The following is a 17294-nucleotide window of genomic DNA, read 5'->3' on the forward strand; positions in this document are numbered from 1 at the left end:
CGGCGCCTCTCACTCGAGGTTGAGCAACAGGAAGTCGACGCCGCCGGCGGTGAAGAGCGCGTAGCTGTCGGCGTTGCCGCGGTCGATGGGGTCCGGCCCGAACTGGTCCTGCCCCAGATAGCCGCCATAGCGGGTGGTCTCCGTGCTCCACGAGCCCTCGGCGTAGCGCGACGGCGGGAAGTGGGCGTTGTACGGGCCCATGTCGCCGGTGGCGATGTCGAAGTCGTGGTTGCCCGGCACGACGCTGTTCGGCACCGCGCCGTCGTCGAGGATCCGGAAGGCGTCCGAGATGTTGTCCCAGCCGCGCTCGAGCGTCCAGTCGTTGACGAGGTCGCCGAGCTGGATCACGAACGCGGTGTCGAGCGCGTCGCGGCTGTCGCGCACCCAGGTCAGCTGCTGCTGCAGCAGCGCCTGCTTCCCGTCGCTGTAGTTCTGCGTGTCGGGCACCACGACGACCGTGAAGCCCTCGGCGGCGGGGTCGCTCGGCACGGTCGCGCCGTGCTCGCGCCCCTCGAACGCGACGTCGACGCTGCCCCCGTCCGGGTCGCTCGCGGCCACGCTCAGCGTCGGGCTGACGGATGCGGTGGTGCTGCCGTCGGCGGGAGCCACCAGCAGGGGGGCGGCGGGCGGCGCGGCCGAGGCGGCGATCGGCACCGTCAGGCTCAGCACCATCGCGGCGATGACCGCGCAGCCGACGCTCGTCGTGCGGGAGAGGGGTCGACGCGCCACGGTGTGCTCCAGAACCGGCCCGTGACGCCAAGCGGATCGTGGGAGCGGCTGGGTGGGGCTCCCTGACGCGCATGATCCCACCGGCGCCGGACGGCGACAAGGGGTGCCCGGTAGCCTCGCGGGTATGAGCCCGAACCCCGACGAGCTGCCGTTCGACGTCGACGCCGTGGCGGCGAGCCTGCCGACCGACCAGCCCGAGCGCGCAGCCGAGGGCCTGCGCGCCCTGATGGAGCACCCGGGGTTCCGGCAGCTCGTGCAGCAGGTGCAGGCCGGCGAGCTCGGCGACGACGAGCTGCGCGAGGAGGCCACCTCGATCGCGCACGACCTCGCGGCCCGGCAGGAGCTCCGCCGCGACGAGCCGTAGGGCTGGCTACTCCCGCGGCTTCCGCGGCAGCCAGCGCAGCAGCATCCCCGCCCCCGCGACGCACATCACGGCGAGGCCGCCCGCAGCCCACGCGATCGACGCGACCGAGACCAGCAGCGAGATGAGCAGCGGCGCCGCCGCGCCCCCGAGGTCGACGGTGAGGCGCCACGCGCCGAGGAACGGCGCCGGGTTCTGCCGATCGGCGAGGTCGGCGCCGAGCGTCATGAGGATGCCGGAGCCGAGCCCGTTGCCGAGCGCGAGCACGATCGCCGCGGCGATGAACCAGGTCGTGGCCGCGTCGAGGTCGTGCGACGCGGCCAGCAGCACGAACGCGATCGCCATGATCGACAGCGACGGCACGACGCTCCACAGCCGGCCGAAGCGATCCATCACCCAGCCCGAGACGAAGAACAGCGCGAAGTCGACGCCGCCCGCGATGCCGATCACGAGGCCAGTGGTGACGCCGTCGAGCCCGATCGACACCGCCCACAGCGGCAGCAGCACGCTGCGCGCCGAGCGGGCGAGCGACAGCATCGCCGCCCCGACGCCGACCGTGCCGAGCACGCGCGCGTGCTCGCGCACCACCTGCCACACGCCTGCGCGCTCCGACGCCAGCTCGATCACGCCCGTCGTCGCGGGCGTGCGCTCGAAGACCGACGTCGGGTCGGGCAGCACCACGAGCACGGCGATCGCGATCACCGTGCCGATCGCGCACACGACCCACACGGCGCCGAGCCCGAGCCCGAGCCCGAGCACGGCCGAGCCGATCAGCGGGCCCACGAACATGCCCATGCGGAAGATGCCGCCGAGCGTCGACAGCGCGCGGGCGCGGTAGCGCAGCGGCACATACGTGGTCATGAACGCGTGGCGGGCGAGCCCGAAGACCGCGTGGCCGAGGCCGAGCACGAAGACCGCGACCCCGAGCATCCACACCTCGCTCGCGACGAAGGCCAGCGCGAGCGCGACGAGCACGAGCAGGCCCGCGCCGATCATCGTCGGGCGCTCGCCGAAGCGCCCCACGACCGCGCCGCCCGGCACGTCGCCGGCCAGCTGGCCGACCGTCAGCATCGCGGCGACGACCGCCGCGACCGCGAGCGACGCGCCCAGGTCGCCGGCGATCAGCGGGATGTAGGGGATGACCGCGCCCTCGCCGATCGCGAACGCGGCGGTGGGCACATAGGCGGCGCCGGCGACCCTGCGCCAGGGGAACCGCTCGGACTGGTCGACGCCGCTCACCATCCGAGCCTACGGCGGATGCGCGGGGCGGCCGGGCGGTCGCTCGTCGGTAGGCTGGGGGGACCATGGCCGATCTCGACATCGCCGGCGACATCGCCGCCCTCCGCTCCACCTTCGCCGACATCAAGGCGGTGGCCGACGTCGACAGGCTCGCCGCCGACATCGAGCGGCTCTCCGAGGAGGCCGGCGCCCCCGACCTCTGGGACGACCCCGACGCCGCCCAGAAGGTCACGAGCCAGCTGAGCCACGCGCAGACCGACCTCAAGCGCATCACCGAGACCGAGTCGCGCATCGACGACCTCGAGGTGCTCGTCGAGATGGCCAACGAGGAGGGCGACGAGGAGACGCAGCAGGAGGCCAAGAAGGAGCTCGCCGCGATCCAGCGCATCGTCGCCGACATGGAGATCCAGACGCTCCTCGACGGCGAGTTCGACCCGCTGCCGGCCGTCGTCACGATCCGCGCCGGCGCCGGCGGCGTCGACGCCTCCGACTTCGCCGAGATGCTGCTGCGCATGTACCTGCGCTACGCCGAGCAGCACGGCATGCCCGTCACCGTCTACGAGACGAGCTACGCGGAGGAGGCGGGCATCAAGTCGGCCTCGTTCGAGCTGAGCGCCCCCTACGCCTTCGGCAACATGTCGGTCGAGGCGGGCACGCATCGCTTGGTGCGCATGAGCCCGTTCGGCGCCGCTGGCAAGCGCCAGACCTCGTTCGCCGCCGTCGAGGTCGTGCCGCTCTTCGAGCAGGTCGACGAGGTCGAGGTGCCCGAGAGCGACATCCGCGTCGACGTGTTCCGCTCGTCGGGCCCCGGCGGCCAGAGCGTCAACACCACCGACTCCGCCGTGCGCATCACGCACCTCCCGACCGGCACGGTCGTCTCGATGCAGAACGAGAAGAGCCAGATCCAGAACCGCGCCGCCGCCATGCGCGTGCTGCAGAGCCGCCTGATGCTGCTCAAGCGCGAGGAGGAGGCGGCACGCAAGAAGGAGCTCGCCGGCACCATCAGCGCGAGCTGGGGCGACCAGATGCGCTCCTACGTGCTCGCGCCGTACCAGATGGTCAAGGACCTCCGCACGCTGCACGAGGTCAACAACCCGAGCGCGGTCTTCGACGGCGACCTCGACGGCTTCATCGCCGCCGGCATCCGCTGGCGCAAGCAGCAGCAGCTCGCCGATGACTAGGCCGAGCGGCAGGGGAGCGCCATGACCGAGCCGCAGACGGGCAGCGACTACCTCGCGAGCCTCGACGACGGGCGGGCGGTCGTCCACGACGGCGCGCGCGTCGAGCGCGTCGCCGACCATCCCGCCTTCGCCGGCGCCGCATCCACCATCGCCTCGCTCTACGACCGCCTGCACGGCGATGAGGCGGATGCGCTGACGACGGTCGTCGACGGCGTGCGCACCCATGCGTTCTACGCGATCCCGCGCTCGCGCGACGACCTCCGGGGGCAGCGCGACGCGATCCGCGCCTGGCAGCGCACGACGCACGGGTGGATGGGCCGCACGCCCGAGACGCTCGCGTCGGTGCTCACGTCGATGGCCGCGCACGCCTCGTCCTACGGCCGCTTCGCCGACGGCGTGCGCGGCACGCTCGCGCGCGACGCCGCCGCGGTCACGCACTACGCGCAGGCGCTCGTCAACCCGCCCGTCGACCGCGACCTGCCGCCCGACGAGGTCGGCGACATCTTCCTGCACGTCGTGCGCGAGACCGACGAGGGCGTCGTGCTGCGCGGCGCGAAGGCGGTCGTCACCGGCGCCGCGACCGCGCAGCGGCTGCTCGTGTCGCACTTCGGCGGCGAGGTGCAGGACGACGACTTCGCGATCGCCGCGACGGTGCCGGTCGGCGCGCCCGGCATCACGCTCTACACGCGCGGCACGCCCGCGCGCGACGACCAGCCGCTCGCGACGCGCTTCGCCGAGCACGACGCGCTCGTCGTCTTCGACGACGTGCTCGTGCCGTGGGAGGACGTGCTCATCCGCGACGCCGAGACGATGCTCGCCCACAACCGCGGCGCCGTCGGCTGGAACGCGCGGCTGGCCTTCCAGTCGGCGACACGGCTCGAGGCCAAGCTCGAGTGGATCGCCGGGCTCGCGGTGCGGGCCACGGAGATCATGGGCACGGGCGAGCTGCGCGGCGTGCAGGCGGCGCTCGGCGAGGTCATCGCGCTGCGGCACACGGTCGCGGGGCTGCGCGACGCGATGATCGAGCAGGCGGGGCCGGTCGGCGACGACGACCCTGCCGGGCGCGCGTGGGGACCGGCGGTCGAGCCGGCGCTCGCCTTCTCGGCGCTCGCGCCCGACGCCTACGGCCGCATGCGCGCGCTGCTGCAGACGGCCCTGGCCTCAGGCCTCGCGCACCTGCCGCTGCCCGCCGGCGCGCTCGCCGACCACCCCGACGCGGCGCGGCTGCTGCGCGGCTCGGGCGGGGCGGATGCGACGGAGCGGCTGGCGGTCTTCGGGGCCCTGTGGGACGCGGTCGCCTCGGGCTTCGGCGCCCGGCACGAGCTGTACGAGCGCAGCCACTGGGGCCAGCCGGAGCGCACCCACGTCGGCATCCTGGGGCACGCGCGCGCGACCGGGCGCCTCGACGCCTGGCAGAACTAGCGCCGCGCCGGGGCGGTACGCGGCCGCGGGCCGGGCCCGCCCATACCCTCGACAGGCCATGATCCGCTTCGACGAGGTCTCGAAGACCTACTCCCGCAAGGCCCGGCCAGCCCTCGACGGCGTCTCCTTGGAGATCCTCAAGGGCGAGTTCGTCTTCCTCGTCGGCGCCTCCGGCTCCGGCAAGAGCACCCTCATCCGCATGGTGCTGCGCGAGGAGAGCCCCACGAGCGGCGAGGTGCACGTGCTCGGCCAGCGGCTGAAGGCGCTGCCGAGCCGCCGCGTGCCCTTCTTCCGCCGCAACCTCGGCGTCGTCTTCCAGGACTTCCGCCTGCTGAACAACAAGACGGTCTACGAGAACGTCGCGTTCACGCTGCAGGTGATCGGCAAGAGCCGCGGCTTCATCTCGGAGGCGGTGCCCGACGTGCTGAAGATCGTCGGCCTCGCCGGCAAGGCGAGCCGCCTGCCGCACGAGCTCTCCGGCGGCGAGCAGCAGCGCGTGGCGATCGCCCGCGCGGTGGTGAACCGCCCGCCGATCCTGCTCGCCGACGAGCCCACCGGCAACCTCGACCCCTCGACGAGCGCGGGCATCATGGCGCTGCTCGCCCGCATCAACGAGGGCGGCACGACGGTCGTCATGGCCACGCACGAGGCGTCGATCGTCGACGAGCTGCAGAAGCGCGTCGTCGAGCTCGACGCCGGCCGCATCATGCGCGACGAGGCGCACGGCAGCTACCGCCGGCACCTCGAGGAGCTGCGCGTCGACGAGCTCGAGGAGGAGACCGCGTGAGGCTCCAGCTGATCGCCAACGAGGTCTGGAACGGCCTGCGCCGCAACCTCTCGGTCGTCGTCTCGGTCGTGCTCGTCACGTTCATCTCGCTCTCGTTCGTGGGCGCGGCGATCCTGCTGCAGATGCAGATCAACCAGATGAAGGGCTTCTGGTACGACCGGGCCCAGGTGGGGATCTACTTCTGCGGGCCGGTCGACTCGACCGCGACCTGCACGCAGACCGCCGCCACCGAGGAGCAGGTGCAGGCGGTGCGCGACGTGCTCGACAGCGGCGCGATCGAGCCGTACGTCGCCGCAGTCGAGTTCGAGGACCGCCAGCTCGCCTACGAGCACTTCATGGAGCAGTTCAGCGGCACCGCGAGCGCGGAGTTCGCGAGCCCCGAGACCATGAACGAGGCGCTGTGGGTGCGCCCCACGTCGCCGCAGGACGCCGACCTCATCCGGGAGGCGACCTCGGCGCTCCCGGGGGTGCTGGAGGTGCGCGACCAGCGCGCGCTGCTCGAGCCGATCTTCCAGGTGCTCAACACCGCGAGCCTCGCGGCGATCGGCGTGGCCGTGCTCATGCTCGTCGCGGCCGTGCTCCTGATCTCCACGACCATCCGCCTCTCCGCCTTCTCGCGCAAGCGGGAGCTCGGGATCATGCGGCTCGTGGGCGCGTCGAACCGGTTCATCCAGACGCCGTTCATCATCGAGGGGGTGGTCGCGGCGCTCATCGGAGCGGTGCTCGCCGCCGGATCGGTGGTGGCGCTCGTGCACTTCTTCCTGCAGGGCTACGTGGCCCCGATGCTGCAGACCATCGCGATCGTCACGATCGACGACGCGCTCGTGGTGGCGCCCGTGCTCGTCGGGATCGGCGTGCTCTTCGCCGGGGTGGCCGCAGCGGTCGCGATCCGCCGGTACCTCAGGATCTGATCGCGCGCTAGACTGGTCGGCTGCCCGTCCGGGCATCCGACGACCGCACACCCCAGGAGCACGCCATGCCTCGCGAACAGGGCCAGAAGGTCGTGGCGCAGAACCGCAAGGCGCGCCACGACTACACGATCGAGGACCGCATCGAGGCGGGCCTCGTGCTCACCGGCACCGAGGTGAAGTCGCTGCGGGCAGGGCGCGCGTCGCTCGTCGACGGCTACGCCTACGTCGACCGCGGCGAGGCATGGCTCGACGCCGTGCACATCCCCGAGTACGGCCAGGGCACCTGGACGAACCACCCGCCGCGCCGCAAGCGCAAGCTGCTGCTGCACCGCGACGAGATCGACAAGCTCGCCGCCAAGGTGGCGCAGGGCGGCTACACGCTCGTGCCGCTGTCGCTCTACTTCTCCGACGGCCGGGCGAAGGTCGAGCTCGCCGTGGCGAAGGGCAAGAAGGAGTACGACAAGCGCCACGCGCTGCGCGAGCGGCAGGACAAGCGCGAGGCCGAGCGGGCGATGCGCACGAGGAACCGCCTCAACGAATAGCGGCACCGGTTCGACATCGCCATGCGCCGACGGGTTGAATGGTCGGCACCGGCAGGATTCACCCAGGGCCCTCCGGTGGAAGGCGAAATGCGAGTCGGCATCCTCACATCCGGCGGCGACTGCCCCGGACTCAACGCAGTCATCCGCGCCGCCGTGCTCACCGGCATGGTGCACCACGGCCTCGAGTTCGTGGGCATCCGCGACGGCTACCGAGGCCTCGTCGAGGGCGATGTGCGCGTGCTCAACCGCTCGTCGGTGCGCGGCACGTCGCGCATCGGCGGCACGATCCTCGGCACGAGCCGCACGAACCCCTACGAGGGCCCCAACGGCGGGCCGGTGAGGATCGCCGCGACGCTCGAGCGGCTCGGCATCGACGCGGTGATCGCGATCGGCGGCGAGGGCACCCTCGCGGCGGCCAACCGCCTCGCCGAGGACGGCATCCCGATCGTGGGCGTGCCGAAGACGATCGACAACGACCTCGACGCCACCGACTACACGTTCGGCTTCGACACCGCCGTGCAGATCGCCACGGAGGCAGGCGACCGCCTGCGCACCACCGGCGACTCGCACATGCGCTGCATGGTGCTCGAGGTGATGGGCCGGCACGTCGGCTGGATCGCGCTGCACACCGGCATCGCGACCGGCGCGCACGTCACCCTCATCCCCGAGCAGCCGCGCTCGATCGAGTGGATCTGCGAGTACGTGCAGTCGGTCTACGACCGCCGGCGCGCGCCGCTCGTCGTCGTCTCCGAGGGCTTCAAGCTCGAGGGGATGGAGGAGGAGTACTCGCGCAAGGGGCTCGACGCCTTCAACCGCCCTCGCCTCGGCGGCATCGGCGAGGTCATCGCGCCGATGATCGAGGAACGCACCGGCATCGAGTCGCGCGCGACCGTGCTCGGCCACATCCAGCGCGGCGGCGCGCCGAGCGGCGCCGACCGGGTGCTCGCGACCCGCTTCGGCCTCGCCGCGATCGACGCGATCACCGACGAGGCGTGGGGCTCGATGGTCTCGCTGCGCGGCACCGACATCGTGCGCGTGCGGATGGCGGATGCGCTCGGCGACCTCAAGCGCGTGCCCGACCACCGCTACCGCGAGGCGGAGCTGCTGTTCGGCTGACGTTTGCCGGCCGACGGCCCGACGCGGTACCATGGTGGGCTGGCCCCGCCAGCGCGCCGGACGCATCCGGCCTTGACAACTCCACAGCGTGCGACTCGCACCCAGCACGGGGATGATCGGTTTCGACATCGTCTCAGTCGCTGCGGGAAGCGGGTAGAGGATGCAGGGTCATCTCTTCAACGCCCCCTGCAAACCCATAGGTGCCAACGCAAAGCGCACCGACTTCGCCCTCGCTGCCTAAGCGAGCCTGAAGTCCGTCAGACCGGAGACGCCCTCGCTCCGGACCCTGGCGTCATGAAGAGGGCTTGCTGCGATGCTGCGTCACAGGGCATCGCGGGACTTTTCCTGTGACTGGGCTCGTCGACCTAGGTGCTCAGGACAAAGGTCGGAGCCGAGCAGAACGCCACCCCTGAGCTGCACCCGGAGAAGCCGCACGGTCCGAGCGTTGGACGGGGGTTCGATTCCCCCCATCTCCACCATCGGTCGAGTCGCACGCTGTGAGAGTCCCTCGCCGCCGCCCCAGTACGCTGGGATCATCCGATCCTGCGAGGAGGCAGCGTGAGCGAGTACCGGGTCACCGACCCCTACACCGGCCAGGTCGTCAAGGAGTTCCCGACGGCGACCGACGAGCAGATCCGCGCCGCGATCGAGCGCGCCGACGCGGCGTACGAGCCGTGGTGCACGACGCCGATGGCCGAGCGCGCGGCGATCCTCGGCCGGGCGGCCGACGCGTTCGCGTCGCGCTCGCGGGAGCTCGCCGAGATCATCCGCACCGAGATGGGCAAGCCGCTCGGGCAGGGCATCGCCGAGGCGGAGTTCTCGGGCGAGATCGTGCAGTACTACGTCGACAACGCCGAGGCCTTCCTCGCCGACGAGGTGCTCGAGGTGCGCTCCGGCGTCGACGCGCGCATCCGCAAGTCGGCGCAGGGCGTGATCCTCGGCATCATGCCCTGGAACTTCCCGTACTACCAGGTCGCGCGCTTCGCCTTCCCGAACCTCATGCTCGGCAACACGGTGCTCCTGAAGCACGCGCCGCAGTGCCCGTGGTCGGCGACCGCGATCGCCGAGATCCTCGCCGAGGCGGGCCTGCCGGCCGGCGCGTACGAGAACATCTTCGCGACGAACGAGCAGATCGCCGACATCGTCATCCCCGACCCGCGCGTGCGCGGCGTCTCTCTGACCGGCTCGGAGCGCGCCGGCGCGGCCGTGGCCGAGGTCGCCGGCCGCCACCTCAAGAAGGTCGTGCTCGAGCTCGGCGGCTCCGACCCCTTCGTGGTGCTGTCGGCGGACGACATGGATGCCGTGGTGCAGGCGGCGGTCGACACGCGGCTCGAGAACTCGGGCCAGTCCTGCAACGCGTCGAAGCGCTTCATCGTGCTCGACGAGCTCTACGACGACTTCGCGTCGCGGCTCGGCGCCGCGATCGCCGCGGTGCCGGTGGGGGAGCCCGGCGACGAGGACGCCCTCGTGGGTCCCCTGTCGTCGCAGGCCGCCGCCGAGCGGCTGCGCCAGCAGACGGCGTCGGCCGTCGCCGAGGGCGCCGAGGTGCTCGCCGGCTCGCTCGACGACGGCGGCGACGCCCGCGTCGCCCCCGCGCTGCTCGGCGGTGTGACCGAGCAGATGCAGGCCTACCGCGAGGAGCTCTTCGGGCCCGTCGGCACCGTCTACCGCGCGAAGGACGTCGACGACGCCGTGCGCATCGCGAACGGCACGCCCTTCGGCCTCGGCGCGCGCGTCTGGTGCACCGACCCCGAGCTCGCCCTCGCGGTCGCCGACCGGCTCGACGCCGGCATGGTGTCGATCAACGGCGCCGGCTCTGAGGACGTCGACATGCCCTTCGGCGGCACGAAGCGCTCGGGCTTCGGCCGCGAGCTGGGCCCGCACGGCATGGAGGAGTTCATGAACAAGAAGCTCGTCGTCGGCTGAGCCGGCGCGAGCGCTGCGGGGTCTGCTCAGTCGAGCAGGCCCCGCATCTTCTTGGCGATGATGCCGCCGACCTTCGCGGGCATGAGGCGCGCGAGCCGGTCGAGCGCCCGGGCGTCCTTGCCGATGACGACGCGGGGCGCGCCGGAGGCCACGGCATCGACGATCTGCCGCGCGGCGTCCTCGGGGCTCGTGAGCGAGCCGGCCGACGCCGAGGCATCGGCGGTGCGCCGCATGGTGACGCCCGAGTTGCCGGTGATGTTCGTGCCGACGCCGCCGGGGAAGACGACCGTGACGGCGACCGGTGTGCCCTCGAGCTCGGCGTGCATGCCCTCGGTGAGCAGCTTGACGGCCGCCTTGCTGGCGCCGTACGCCGACTGGCCGGGCACCGGCGCGAGCGCGCCCATGCTCGAGACGTTGACGACAGACGCGGCGGGCCGCGCGCGCAGGAGGGGCAGGAACGCGCTCACGGTGTGCACGACGCCCCAGAAGTTCACCTGCATGACGCGCTCGATCTGCTCGAAGGGCAGCTCGCCGATGCGCTGGAACGGCTGGATGATGCCGGCGACGTTGAGCAGCCCGTCGACCTGGCCGTGCGCGGCGAGCACCGCCTCGGGCAGCGCCTCGACGGCGGCGCGGTCGGCGACGCTGAGCCGGTGCGTGGAGAGCCGGTCGCCCGCGGCGCCGAGCCGCGCGGTCTCGGCGAGACCGTCCTCGCTCAGGTCGACGGCTGCGACGCGCGCGCCGCGGCGCAGCAGCTGCAGCACGACCTCGCGGCCGATGCCGTTGCCGCCGCCGGTGACGACGAAGGTGCGCTGGGTGATCTCCATGGGTCTCCTCCTCGAGTGAACTGTCAACTAAGTTGACGCCTCGAGGCGATGCTACGCGATCGCCGCCTGGATCACCGCGCCGTAGCAGCGCACGAGCGCGTCCCGATCGGCGTCGAGCGCCTCGTCGCCCACCGCCCACAGGGCGTAGAGCAGCCCGCCGGCCGCGGCCGCGGCGAGCCGCGCGCGGAGGTCGGCGGCGTCGCCGCCGCCCAGCCGCTCGCGCAGCGGCGCCACGAAGCGCTCCTCGTGCGCGTCGCGCAGCCGCGAGCCGATGCCCTCGGCGTCGCTCGCGCGCAGCAGTGCGAGGAAGACGCCCTGGGTGTCCTGCCGGCTGTCGAGCAGCGCCGCGGCGCACCGCTCGCCGAAGGTGTCGAGCGGGCCGTCGAGCGTCGCCCGCCATGCCCGCGCGAGCTCCTCCGACTCCATGGTGCGCAGGAACAGCGCCTCCTTCGAGCCGAAGCGGCGGATGACGACCGCGGGATCGACGTCGGCCGCGGCCGCGATGTCGCGCACGGTCGTCGCGGCGTAGCCGCGGTCGACGAACAGCCGGGCCGCGGCCCGGGCGATCGCGTCGGAGTCGGCGGGGGAGCGCGCCACCTCAGACCACGGGGCCGGTCATCGGCCGGCCCTCGGCGGCCCAGCGCAGCGTGCCGCCCTCGACGTTCGCCGCATCGAGCCCCTGCTGCGCGAGGTAGGCGACCACCTGGGCGCTGCGGGCGCCGGAGCGGCAGATGATCGCCGCGCCGTCGGGCACCTCGGCCACGCGGGCGACGATCTCGCTCATCGGGATGTGGATGGCGCCGTCGGCGTGCCCCGCCTGCCACTCGTGCGGCTCCCGCACGTCGACGATCGGCAGGGCGGCGGCCTCGGCGGGCGTGATCTCGCGCATGGATCCGAGGCTACCCAAGGCGCGCGCCGAGGAGCATCATGGCCCCCATGACCGACGTGCGCACAGTGCTCTGGTTCGACGGCCGCATCGAGGAGGCCGCCGAGCTCTACGTCTCGCTCGTGCCGGGCTCGCAGATCACCGACGTGCTGCGGATCCCGGCCGGCGACAACCCGTGGCCCGGCGACGCGCCCGCCGGCGAGGCCCTCACGGTCGACCTGACGATCGGCGGCGCCCCCTTCCAGCTGCTGGACGGCGGGCCGCAGTTCCCGCAGTCCGAGGCCGTGTCGATCTCGGTCACCGTCGACGGGCAGGAGGAGGTCGACCGGCTCTGGGAGGGGCTGATCGCCGACGGCGGTGCCGAGTCCCAGTGCGGCTGGTGCCGCGACCGCTTCGGCGTCTCGTGGCAGGTCATCCCGAAGCAGCTCGGCGAGCTCATGCAGACGCCGCGCTCGGCGGAGGTCACCCGCGCGATGCTCACGATGCAGAAGCTCGACGTCGCGGCGCTCCAGGCGGCCGCCGCGGGCTGACTCAGGCCGCGACGAGGCCCTGCACCCGCCACGGCCACCCGCGGCCGGGCAGCACCGCACGCATCCCACCCTCCTCGAGCGCGCGCAGCATGGCGCTCGGCGCGTGCAGGAAGGAGCGGTAGCGGATGCCGCGGGCGCCCGCGAGCGCGTTCTCGATCGCCGAGACGACGCGCGACGCGGGATCGCGGCTCGGATGCGTGAACGCGAGCCGCCGGCGGCAGCGGCCGGCCGCGGCCGAGAGCAGTCGCCCGGCGTCGGGGTAGCAGCACACGACCCGGTGCAGCACCACGAGGTCGGCCCGCTCGACCGCCTCGGGCTCGGCGGCGAGGTCGACGATGCGCCGCCGCACCCGGTCGGCCATGCCCGCATCGGCGGCGAGCCGCGCCGCCTGCTCGTCGTAGGCCGACGACAGCTCGAGCGTCGTGCAGCGCTCGGCGCCGCGGCGCAGCAGCTCGAGCCCGATCTCGCCCACGCCGCCGCCGATCTCGAGCACCGTCGCGCCGCGCACGCCGTCGGCCGCGAGGAAGTCGACGAGGCGCCGCTCGGCGCGGGTGAGGCCGCGCCGGCGGTAGCGCGCCGCCATCCGCTCGGCGAACGCGGCGTCGAACTCCTCGGCGCACCCGCGCGAGTCGCAGCACTCGGCCATGGCGCCAGTATGCGCGCGCCGCGGCCCGCGCGACAGCACCTCGCCTCAGCGCGCGAGCCGCTCCAGCAGCGCGTCGTGCAGGCGCCCGTTGGTGGCGAGGGCGGAGCCGTGCCAGGGCCCCGGCTGCCCGTCGACCGAGGTGAAGGTGCCGCCGGCCTCCTGCACGACGGGCACGAGCGCGGCCATGTCGTAGGGCTGCAGGTCGAACTCCGCCACCGCATCCACCTTGCCCTCCGCGAGGAGCATGTAGCTCCACGCGTCGCCGTAGGAGCGGGCGCGCCAGACGTCGCGCTGCAGCGCGACGAGGTCGTCGATCCGGCCCGCGCCGTCCCAGCCCTGGATGGCGTTGTACGACAGCACCGCATCCGACAGCGCGCCGACGCCCGAGACCCGGATGGGCCGCGGCCGCGCGGGGTCGGTCCACGCGCCCTGCCCCTCGGCGGCCCACCAGCGCGCGCCGAGCGCGGGGGAGGAGACGACCCCCACGACCGGGCGGCCGTCGACCGCGAGCGCGATGAGCGTCGCCCAGATGGGCGCGCCGCGCAGGAAGTGCGCGGTGCCGTCGATCGGGTCGATGATCCACTGCCTGCTCGCGTCGCCGGAGGTGCCGAACTCCTCGCCGAAGATCGCGTCGTCGGGGCGCTCCTCGGCGAGCACGGCGCGGATGCGCTGCTCGACCGAGCGGTCGGCGTCGGTGACGTGGGTGGTGTCGGCCTTCGTCGTCACCTCGAGGTCCTGCGCGCCGAAGCGCTCCATCGAGATGGCGTCGGCAGCATCCGCCAGGCGCAGGGCGAGGTCGAGGTCGTCGTCGTAGCCGGTCACGATCCCAGCGTACGGCGGCGCGTCACTCCTGGTGGCGCTGCTCGCGCGCGGCGACGAGCGTGCCGAGCATGCGCTGCATCGAGTCGACGCGGCGCGGCTCGAGGCGGCCGTCCGCGGCCGCGATCGCGAGCTCGCAGTACTGCTCGTCGACGAGGTGCGTGCAGCCGCGCGGGCAGTCCTCGGCGACCTCCGCGAGGTCGGGGAAGCCGCGCAGCACGTTCGCGGTGGCGACGTGGCCGAGCCCGAAGGAGCGCACGCCCGGGGTGTCGATGATCCAGCCGGAGCCGAGCTTGAACGACACCGTCGACGACGAGGTGTGGCGGCCGCGGCCGGTCACGGCGTTCACATGGCCGACGGCGCGCCTGGCCTCCGGCACGAGCGCGTTGACGAGCGTCGACTTGCCGACGCCCGAGTGCCCCACCGCGACGGTCGTGTGGCCGTCGAGCCGCTCGCGGAGCGCCTCGACGGGCGGGTCGTCGATCGACGAGCGCCACACCTCGATGTCGAGCCCGGCGAAGTTCGCGAGGAACGGCTCGGGGTCGGCGACATCCGTCTTCGTCACGACCATGATCGGCGTGATGCCGGCGTCGAGCGCCGCGACCAGGTAGCGGTCGACGAGCCGCGGCCGCGGCTCGGGGTCTGCGGCGGCGACGACCATGAGGAGCACGTCGGCGTTCGCGACGATGACCCGCTCGACCACGTCGGTGTCGTCGGCGGAGCGGCGCAGCACGGTCGTGCGCGGCTGGATGCGCACGATGCGAGCGAGCGAGCCCGTCTCGCCGGTGGTGTCGCCCACGACGTCGACGCGGTCGCCGGCGACGATCGCCTGCTTGCGCAGCTCGCGCGCGCGGGCGGCGGTGACGATCGCCTCGTCCTGCTCGTCGATGCGCACCGCGAGCGTGTACCGGCCGCGGTCGACGGCGGTGACGATGCCGGTGACGGCGTCCTCGTGCTCGGGGCGCTGCTTCGAGCGCGGCCGGTTGGCCTTCGGGTTCGGGCGCTCGCGCACGCTCGACTCGTCGTACTGCTCGTACGGGTCCTCGTGCTCGGTCATCCAGCTCATGCGCGGCTCACTCCAGCTCGCCCGCGAGCATCGCGGCCCACAGCTCCGGGAACTCCGGGATGGTCTTGGCGGTGGCGCCGATGTCGTCGACCTCGACGCCCGGCACGCGGAGGCCCACGACCGCGCCGGCGGTCGCGATGCGGTGGTCGTCGTAGGCGCGCCACGGGCCGCCGGTCAGGGGTGCCGGCTCCACGCGGATGCCGTCGGGCAGCGCCGTCGCCGAGCCGCCGAGCGCGGCGATGTCGTCGACGAGGGCCTGGATCCGGTCGGTCTCGTGCCCGCGGATGTGGCCGATGCCGGTCACCTCGACCGGGCCCGACGCGAGCGCGCCGAGCGCCACGATGGTCGGCGCGAGCTCGCCCGCGGCGTGCATGTCGAGCGTCGCGCCGGGGATCTCGCCGCCGACGGCCTCGATCGTGAGCGAGCCGTCGGCGACCGACGACGTCGCGCCGAACGGGGCGAGCAGCTCGGGCAGCAGCCGCCCCACCTGCGTCGTCCCGTCCGGCCAGCCGTCGAGCACGACTCGGCCGCCCACCGCGACCACGGCCGCGAGGAACGGCGCGGCGTTCGACAGGTCGGGCTCGATGCGCTCGTCGAGCGCCCCGATCGGGCCGGGCTCGACCCGCCACGAGGCCTCGCCGATCGCGCGGGCGTCGACGCCGCGCTGCCGCAGCGCCGCGAGCGTCATCTCGATGTGCGGCAGCGACGGCAGCCGCTCGCCCCGGTGGTGCAGCGTGAGGCCCTCGTCGAAGCGGGCGGCGACGAGGAGCAGCGCCGACACGAACTGGCTCGAGGCGCTCGCGTCGATCTCGAGCTCGCCGCCGCGCACCCCGCCCGCGCCGTGCACGGTGAACGGCAGGCGCGGCTCGTCGGCGTCGACGCGCACGCCGAGGCCGCGCAGGCTCCCGATCGTCTGGTCCATGGGGCGCTTCCGCGCGTGCGGGTCGCCGTCGAACGCGACCGGGCCGTCGCCGAGCGCCGCCATGATCGGCAGGAAGCGCATCGCCGTGCCGGCGAGCCCGCAGTCGATGGATGCGCCGCCCACGACGGGGCCAGGGGCGACGACGAGGTCGGGGCCGAATCGGCCGTCGCCGGGCGCCTCGCGGATGTCGGCGCCGAGCGCGCGCAGCCCCGCGGTCATGAGCTGCGCGTCGCGGCTGCGCAGCGGCCGGTGCAGCGTCGAGGGCGCGTCGGCGAGGGCCGCCAGCAGCAGCGCGCGGTTCGTGAGGCTCTTCGAGCCGGGCAGCTGCACGCGGGCGTCGAGGCGCGCGGTCGCGGTCGGCGCGGTCCAGGGGCGGGAATGCTCGAGCGGGCTCATCGGTTGCAATCTATCGGTCGGGCAGTACAGCGGAGGAGGGGCCGGTGGCAGGGACGACGGTCATGGCGCCGACGGCGACACTAGACTCGCCCGCGATGGACGAGCAGCGTGACGAGGCCAAGCGCGACGACTTCGTGGAGCAGGCGATGCAGTACGCCGACCAGCTCTACGCGGCCGCCATGCGCATGACGCGCAACCCGGCCGACGCCGCCGACCTCGTGCAGGAGACCCTGCTCAAGGCCTACGCCGCGTACGACTCGTTCCAGCAGGGCACGAACCTGCGGGCGTGGCTGTACCGCATCCAGACCAACACCTACATCAACACCTACCGCAAGCAGCAGCGCAGGCCGTTCGAGGCGCCCCTCGACGACCTGGAGGAGTGGCAGATCGGCGACGCCGAGTCGTTCACCGCCATGTCGTCGCGCAGCGCCGAGGCCGAGGCGATCCACCGGATGCCCTCCGGGATCGTGAAGGACGCACTGCAGCAGGTGCCCGTCGACTTCCGCATGGCGGTCTACTGGGTCGACGTCGAAGGGCTCAGCTACGCCGAGACCGCCGAGGTCATGGAGACCCCCGTCGGCACCGTCATGAGCCGCCTGCACCGCGGCCGCAAGCTGCTGCGAGGCCTGCTGGCCGACTACGCCCGGGAGCAGGGCATCGCCGTGCAGGACACCATCGTGAAGGAGAAGAAGCCGTGAGCGAGACGCCCCAGGCCACGAAGGACTGCACCGAGGCCCGTGCCGCCCTCGAGGAGTACCTGCACCACGAGCTCTGCGCCGAGGACGCCGCGGATGTGCGTGCGCACCTGGCGGAGTGCGAGGAGTGCTCGGCCGAGCACCACGTCGGCGAGATGCTGACCGCCGCCCTGCAGGGCGCCTGCAAGGACCGCGCCCCCGAGGAGCTGCGAGCGAAGCTGCTCGAGAGCCTCCGGGCCGCGAAGGCGAGCCACGCCTGACACGAAACGCGACGGGGCGGGATCCCTCGGACC

At 73.2% G+C, this 17294-nt stretch carries 20 protein-coding genes and 1 other RNA gene; 12 read left to right on the forward strand and 9 right to left on the reverse strand.

Translation table 11 applies throughout. The annotated features are described in order from the left end of the window. Positions 1-9: 9 nt before the first annotated feature. Complete coding sequence (locus tag FQ330_RS08610; protein ID WP_146356779.1) at positions 10-729, reverse strand: metallophosphoesterase; 720 nt, start codon at positions 727-729, stop codon at positions 10-12. A gap of 124 nt (positions 730-853) precedes the next feature. On the opposite strand from FQ330_RS08610, the gene FQ330_RS08615 reads away from it, so the two are divergent. Then, positions 854-1093 (forward strand): hypothetical protein, encoded by a 240-nt coding sequence (locus tag FQ330_RS08615; RefSeq protein ID WP_128188455.1) that lies wholly within the window; start codon positions 854-856, stop codon positions 1091-1093. Between the two features lie 6 nt (positions 1094-1099). Here FQ330_RS08615 and FQ330_RS08620 read toward each other — a convergent pair whose 3' ends face one another. Beyond that, entirely contained in the window at positions 1100-2329 is a 1230-nt protein-coding gene (locus tag FQ330_RS08620) for an MFS transporter (protein ID WP_225792770.1), read from the reverse strand. A 65-nt stretch (positions 2330-2394) separates the two neighbouring features. Between FQ330_RS08620 and prfB the strand changes: the two genes are divergently transcribed. The 8 genes from prfB to FQ330_RS08660 all read left to right on the forward strand — a co-directional run bounded on the left by prfB (position 2395) and on the right by FQ330_RS08660 (position 10214). Continuing rightward, positions 2395-3510, forward strand: coding sequence for a peptide chain release factor 2 (gene prfB, locus FQ330_RS08625; RefSeq protein ID WP_128188457.1), 1116 nt, complete (start codon positions 2395-2397; stop codon positions 3508-3510). 21 nt (positions 3511-3531) lie between these two features. Beyond that, a complete protein-coding gene (locus tag FQ330_RS08630) occupies positions 3532-4932 on the forward strand; it encodes a 4-hydroxyphenylacetate 3-hydroxylase N-terminal domain-containing protein (protein WP_146356783.1) in 1401 nt (466 codons plus the stop codon). A gap of 58 nt (positions 4933-4990) precedes the next feature. Next, positions 4991-5719, forward strand: coding sequence for a cell division ATP-binding protein FtsE (ftsE, locus tag FQ330_RS08635; protein ID WP_128188459.1), 729 nt, complete (start codon positions 4991-4993; stop codon positions 5717-5719). Continuing rightward, positions 5716-6630 (forward strand): permease-like cell division protein FtsX, encoded by a 915-nt coding sequence (gene ftsX, locus FQ330_RS08640; RefSeq protein WP_146356785.1) that lies wholly within the window; start codon positions 5716-5718, stop codon positions 6628-6630. Before ftsE ends, ftsX begins: the two co-directional genes overlap by 4 nt. Before the next feature lie 65 nt (positions 6631-6695). After that, positions 6696-7172, forward strand: coding sequence for an SsrA-binding protein SmpB (smpB, locus tag FQ330_RS08645; protein ID WP_128188461.1), 477 nt, complete (start codon positions 6696-6698; stop codon positions 7170-7172). 87 nt (positions 7173-7259) lie between these two features. Then, positions 7260-8288 (forward strand): 6-phosphofructokinase, encoded by a 1029-nt coding sequence (locus FQ330_RS08650; RefSeq protein WP_128188462.1) that lies wholly within the window; start codon positions 7260-7262, stop codon positions 8286-8288. 108 nt (positions 8289-8396) lie between these two features. Beyond that, positions 8397-8767: a transfer-messenger RNA gene (gene ssrA / locus FQ330_RS08655) on the forward strand. A gap of 79 nt (positions 8768-8846) precedes the next feature. After that, positions 8847-10214 (forward strand): aldehyde dehydrogenase family protein, encoded by a 1368-nt coding sequence (locus tag FQ330_RS08660; protein WP_146356787.1) that lies wholly within the window; start codon positions 8847-8849, stop codon positions 10212-10214. Between the two features lie 26 nt (positions 10215-10240). Here the strand turns inward: FQ330_RS08660 and FQ330_RS08665 are convergent, their stop codons facing one another. The 3 genes from FQ330_RS08665 to FQ330_RS08675 are packed head-to-tail and all read right to left on the reverse strand — an operon-like array spanning position 10241 to position 11930. After that, complete coding sequence (locus tag FQ330_RS08665; protein ID WP_146356789.1) at positions 10241-11041, reverse strand: SDR family NAD(P)-dependent oxidoreductase; 801 nt, start codon at positions 11039-11041, stop codon at positions 10241-10243. A 51-nt stretch (positions 11042-11092) separates the two neighbouring features. Further along, positions 11093-11638, reverse strand: a complete 546-nt coding sequence (locus FQ330_RS08670; RefSeq protein ID WP_146356791.1) for a TetR/AcrR family transcriptional regulator — start codon at positions 11636-11638, stop codon at positions 11093-11095. A 1-nt stretch (position 11639) separates the two neighbouring features. Next, complete coding sequence (locus FQ330_RS08675; RefSeq protein ID WP_146356793.1) at positions 11640-11930, reverse strand: rhodanese-like domain-containing protein; 291 nt, start codon at positions 11928-11930, stop codon at positions 11640-11642. A gap of 47 nt (positions 11931-11977) precedes the next feature. Here FQ330_RS08675 and FQ330_RS08680 point away from each other — a divergent pair, with 47 nt between their 5' ends. Then, positions 11978-12457 (forward strand): VOC family protein, encoded by a 480-nt coding sequence (locus tag FQ330_RS08680; RefSeq protein ID WP_128188467.1) that lies wholly within the window; start codon positions 11978-11980, stop codon positions 12455-12457. A 1-nt stretch (position 12458) separates the two neighbouring features. On the opposite strand, the gene FQ330_RS08685 is transcribed toward FQ330_RS08680, so the two are convergent. From FQ330_RS08685 to aroA, 4 genes are read right to left on the reverse strand one after another with little or no spacing between them, the layout of a single operon-like run. Continuing rightward, the gene (locus FQ330_RS08685) at positions 12459-13103 is read right to left on the reverse strand and encodes a methyltransferase domain-containing protein (RefSeq protein ID WP_146356795.1); all 645 of its coding nucleotides are present in this window, start codon (positions 13101-13103) and stop codon (positions 12459-12461) included. Between the two features lie 45 nt (positions 13104-13148). Beyond that, positions 13149-13925, reverse strand: coding sequence for a histidinol-phosphatase (gene hisN / locus FQ330_RS08690; protein WP_225792771.1), 777 nt, complete (start codon positions 13923-13925; stop codon positions 13149-13151). Between the two features lie 22 nt (positions 13926-13947). After that, on the reverse strand, positions 13948-14988 hold the full coding sequence (rsgA, locus tag FQ330_RS08695; protein WP_146356799.1) for a ribosome small subunit-dependent GTPase A: 1041 nt from the start codon (positions 14986-14988) through the stop codon (positions 13948-13950). Between the two features lie 7 nt (positions 14989-14995). Further along, positions 14996-16306 carry a 3-phosphoshikimate 1-carboxyvinyltransferase gene (gene aroA / locus FQ330_RS08700; RefSeq protein WP_146356801.1) on the reverse strand — a complete coding sequence of 437 codons (1311 nt, stop codon included), beginning with the start codon at positions 16304-16306 and terminating at the stop codon, positions 14996-14998. 62 nt (positions 16307-16368) lie between these two features. On the opposite strand from aroA, the gene FQ330_RS08705 reads away from it, so the two are divergent. Continuing rightward, positions 16369-17004 (forward strand): sigma-70 family RNA polymerase sigma factor, encoded by a 636-nt coding sequence (locus FQ330_RS08705; protein WP_146356973.1) that lies wholly within the window; start codon positions 16369-16371, stop codon positions 17002-17004. Beyond that, positions 17001-17261, forward strand: coding sequence for a zf-HC2 domain-containing protein (locus FQ330_RS08710; RefSeq protein ID WP_128188473.1), 261 nt, complete (start codon positions 17001-17003; stop codon positions 17259-17261). The genes FQ330_RS08705 and FQ330_RS08710 overlap by 4 nt, the downstream gene beginning before the upstream one ends. Positions 17262-17294: the final 33 nt, after the last annotated feature.

It is taken from the genome of Agrococcus sediminis (genome assembly GCF_007923295.1).
Lineage (GTDB): Bacteria > Actinomycetota > Actinomycetes > Actinomycetales > Microbacteriaceae > Agrococcus > Agrococcus sediminis.

What these genes read in the sequence shown, in the direction of transcription:
- ftsE (WP_128188459.1), top strand. Translation starts at nt 4,991, where the DNA reads ATGATCCGCTTCGACGAGGTCTCGAAGACCTACTCCCGCAAGGCCCGG.
- aroA (WP_146356801.1), bottom strand. Translation starts at nt 16,306, where the DNA reads ATGAGCCCGCTCGAGCATTCCCGCCCCTGGACCGCGCCGACCGCGACC.
- FQ330_RS08705 (WP_146356973.1), top strand. Translation starts at nt 16,369, where the DNA reads ATGGCGCCGACGGCGACACTAGACTCGCCCGCGATGGACGAGCAGCGT.
- FQ330_RS08680 (WP_128188467.1), top strand. Translation starts at nt 11,978, where the DNA reads ATGACCGACGTGCGCACAGTGCTCTGGTTCGACGGCCGCATCGAGGAG.
- FQ330_RS08615 (WP_128188455.1), top strand. Translation starts at nt 854, where the DNA reads ATGAGCCCGAACCCCGACGAGCTGCCGTTCGACGTCGACGCCGTGGCG.
- prfB (WP_128188457.1), top strand. Translation starts at nt 2,395, where the DNA reads ATGGCCGATCTCGACATCGCCGGCGACATCGCCGCCCTCCGCTCCACC.
- FQ330_RS08675 (WP_146356793.1), bottom strand. Translation starts at nt 11,930, where the DNA reads ATGCGCGAGATCACGCCCGCCGAGGCCGCCGCCCTGCCGATCGTCGAC.
- FQ330_RS08650 (WP_128188462.1), top strand. Translation starts at nt 7,260, where the DNA reads ATGCGAGTCGGCATCCTCACATCCGGCGGCGACTGCCCCGGACTCAAC.
- FQ330_RS08665 (WP_146356789.1), bottom strand. Translation starts at nt 11,041, where the DNA reads ATGGAGATCACCCAGCGCACCTTCGTCGTCACCGGCGGCGGCAACGGC.
- rsgA (WP_146356799.1), bottom strand. Translation starts at nt 14,988, where the DNA reads ATGAGCTGGATGACCGAGCACGAGGACCCGTACGAGCAGTACGACGAG.
- FQ330_RS08630 (WP_146356783.1), top strand. Translation starts at nt 3,532, where the DNA reads ATGACCGAGCCGCAGACGGGCAGCGACTACCTCGCGAGCCTCGACGAC.
- FQ330_RS08685 (WP_146356795.1), bottom strand. Translation starts at nt 13,103, where the DNA reads ATGGCCGAGTGCTGCGACTCGCGCGGGTGCGCCGAGGAGTTCGACGCC.
- smpB (WP_128188461.1), top strand. Translation starts at nt 6,696, where the DNA reads ATGCCTCGCGAACAGGGCCAGAAGGTCGTGGCGCAGAACCGCAAGGCG.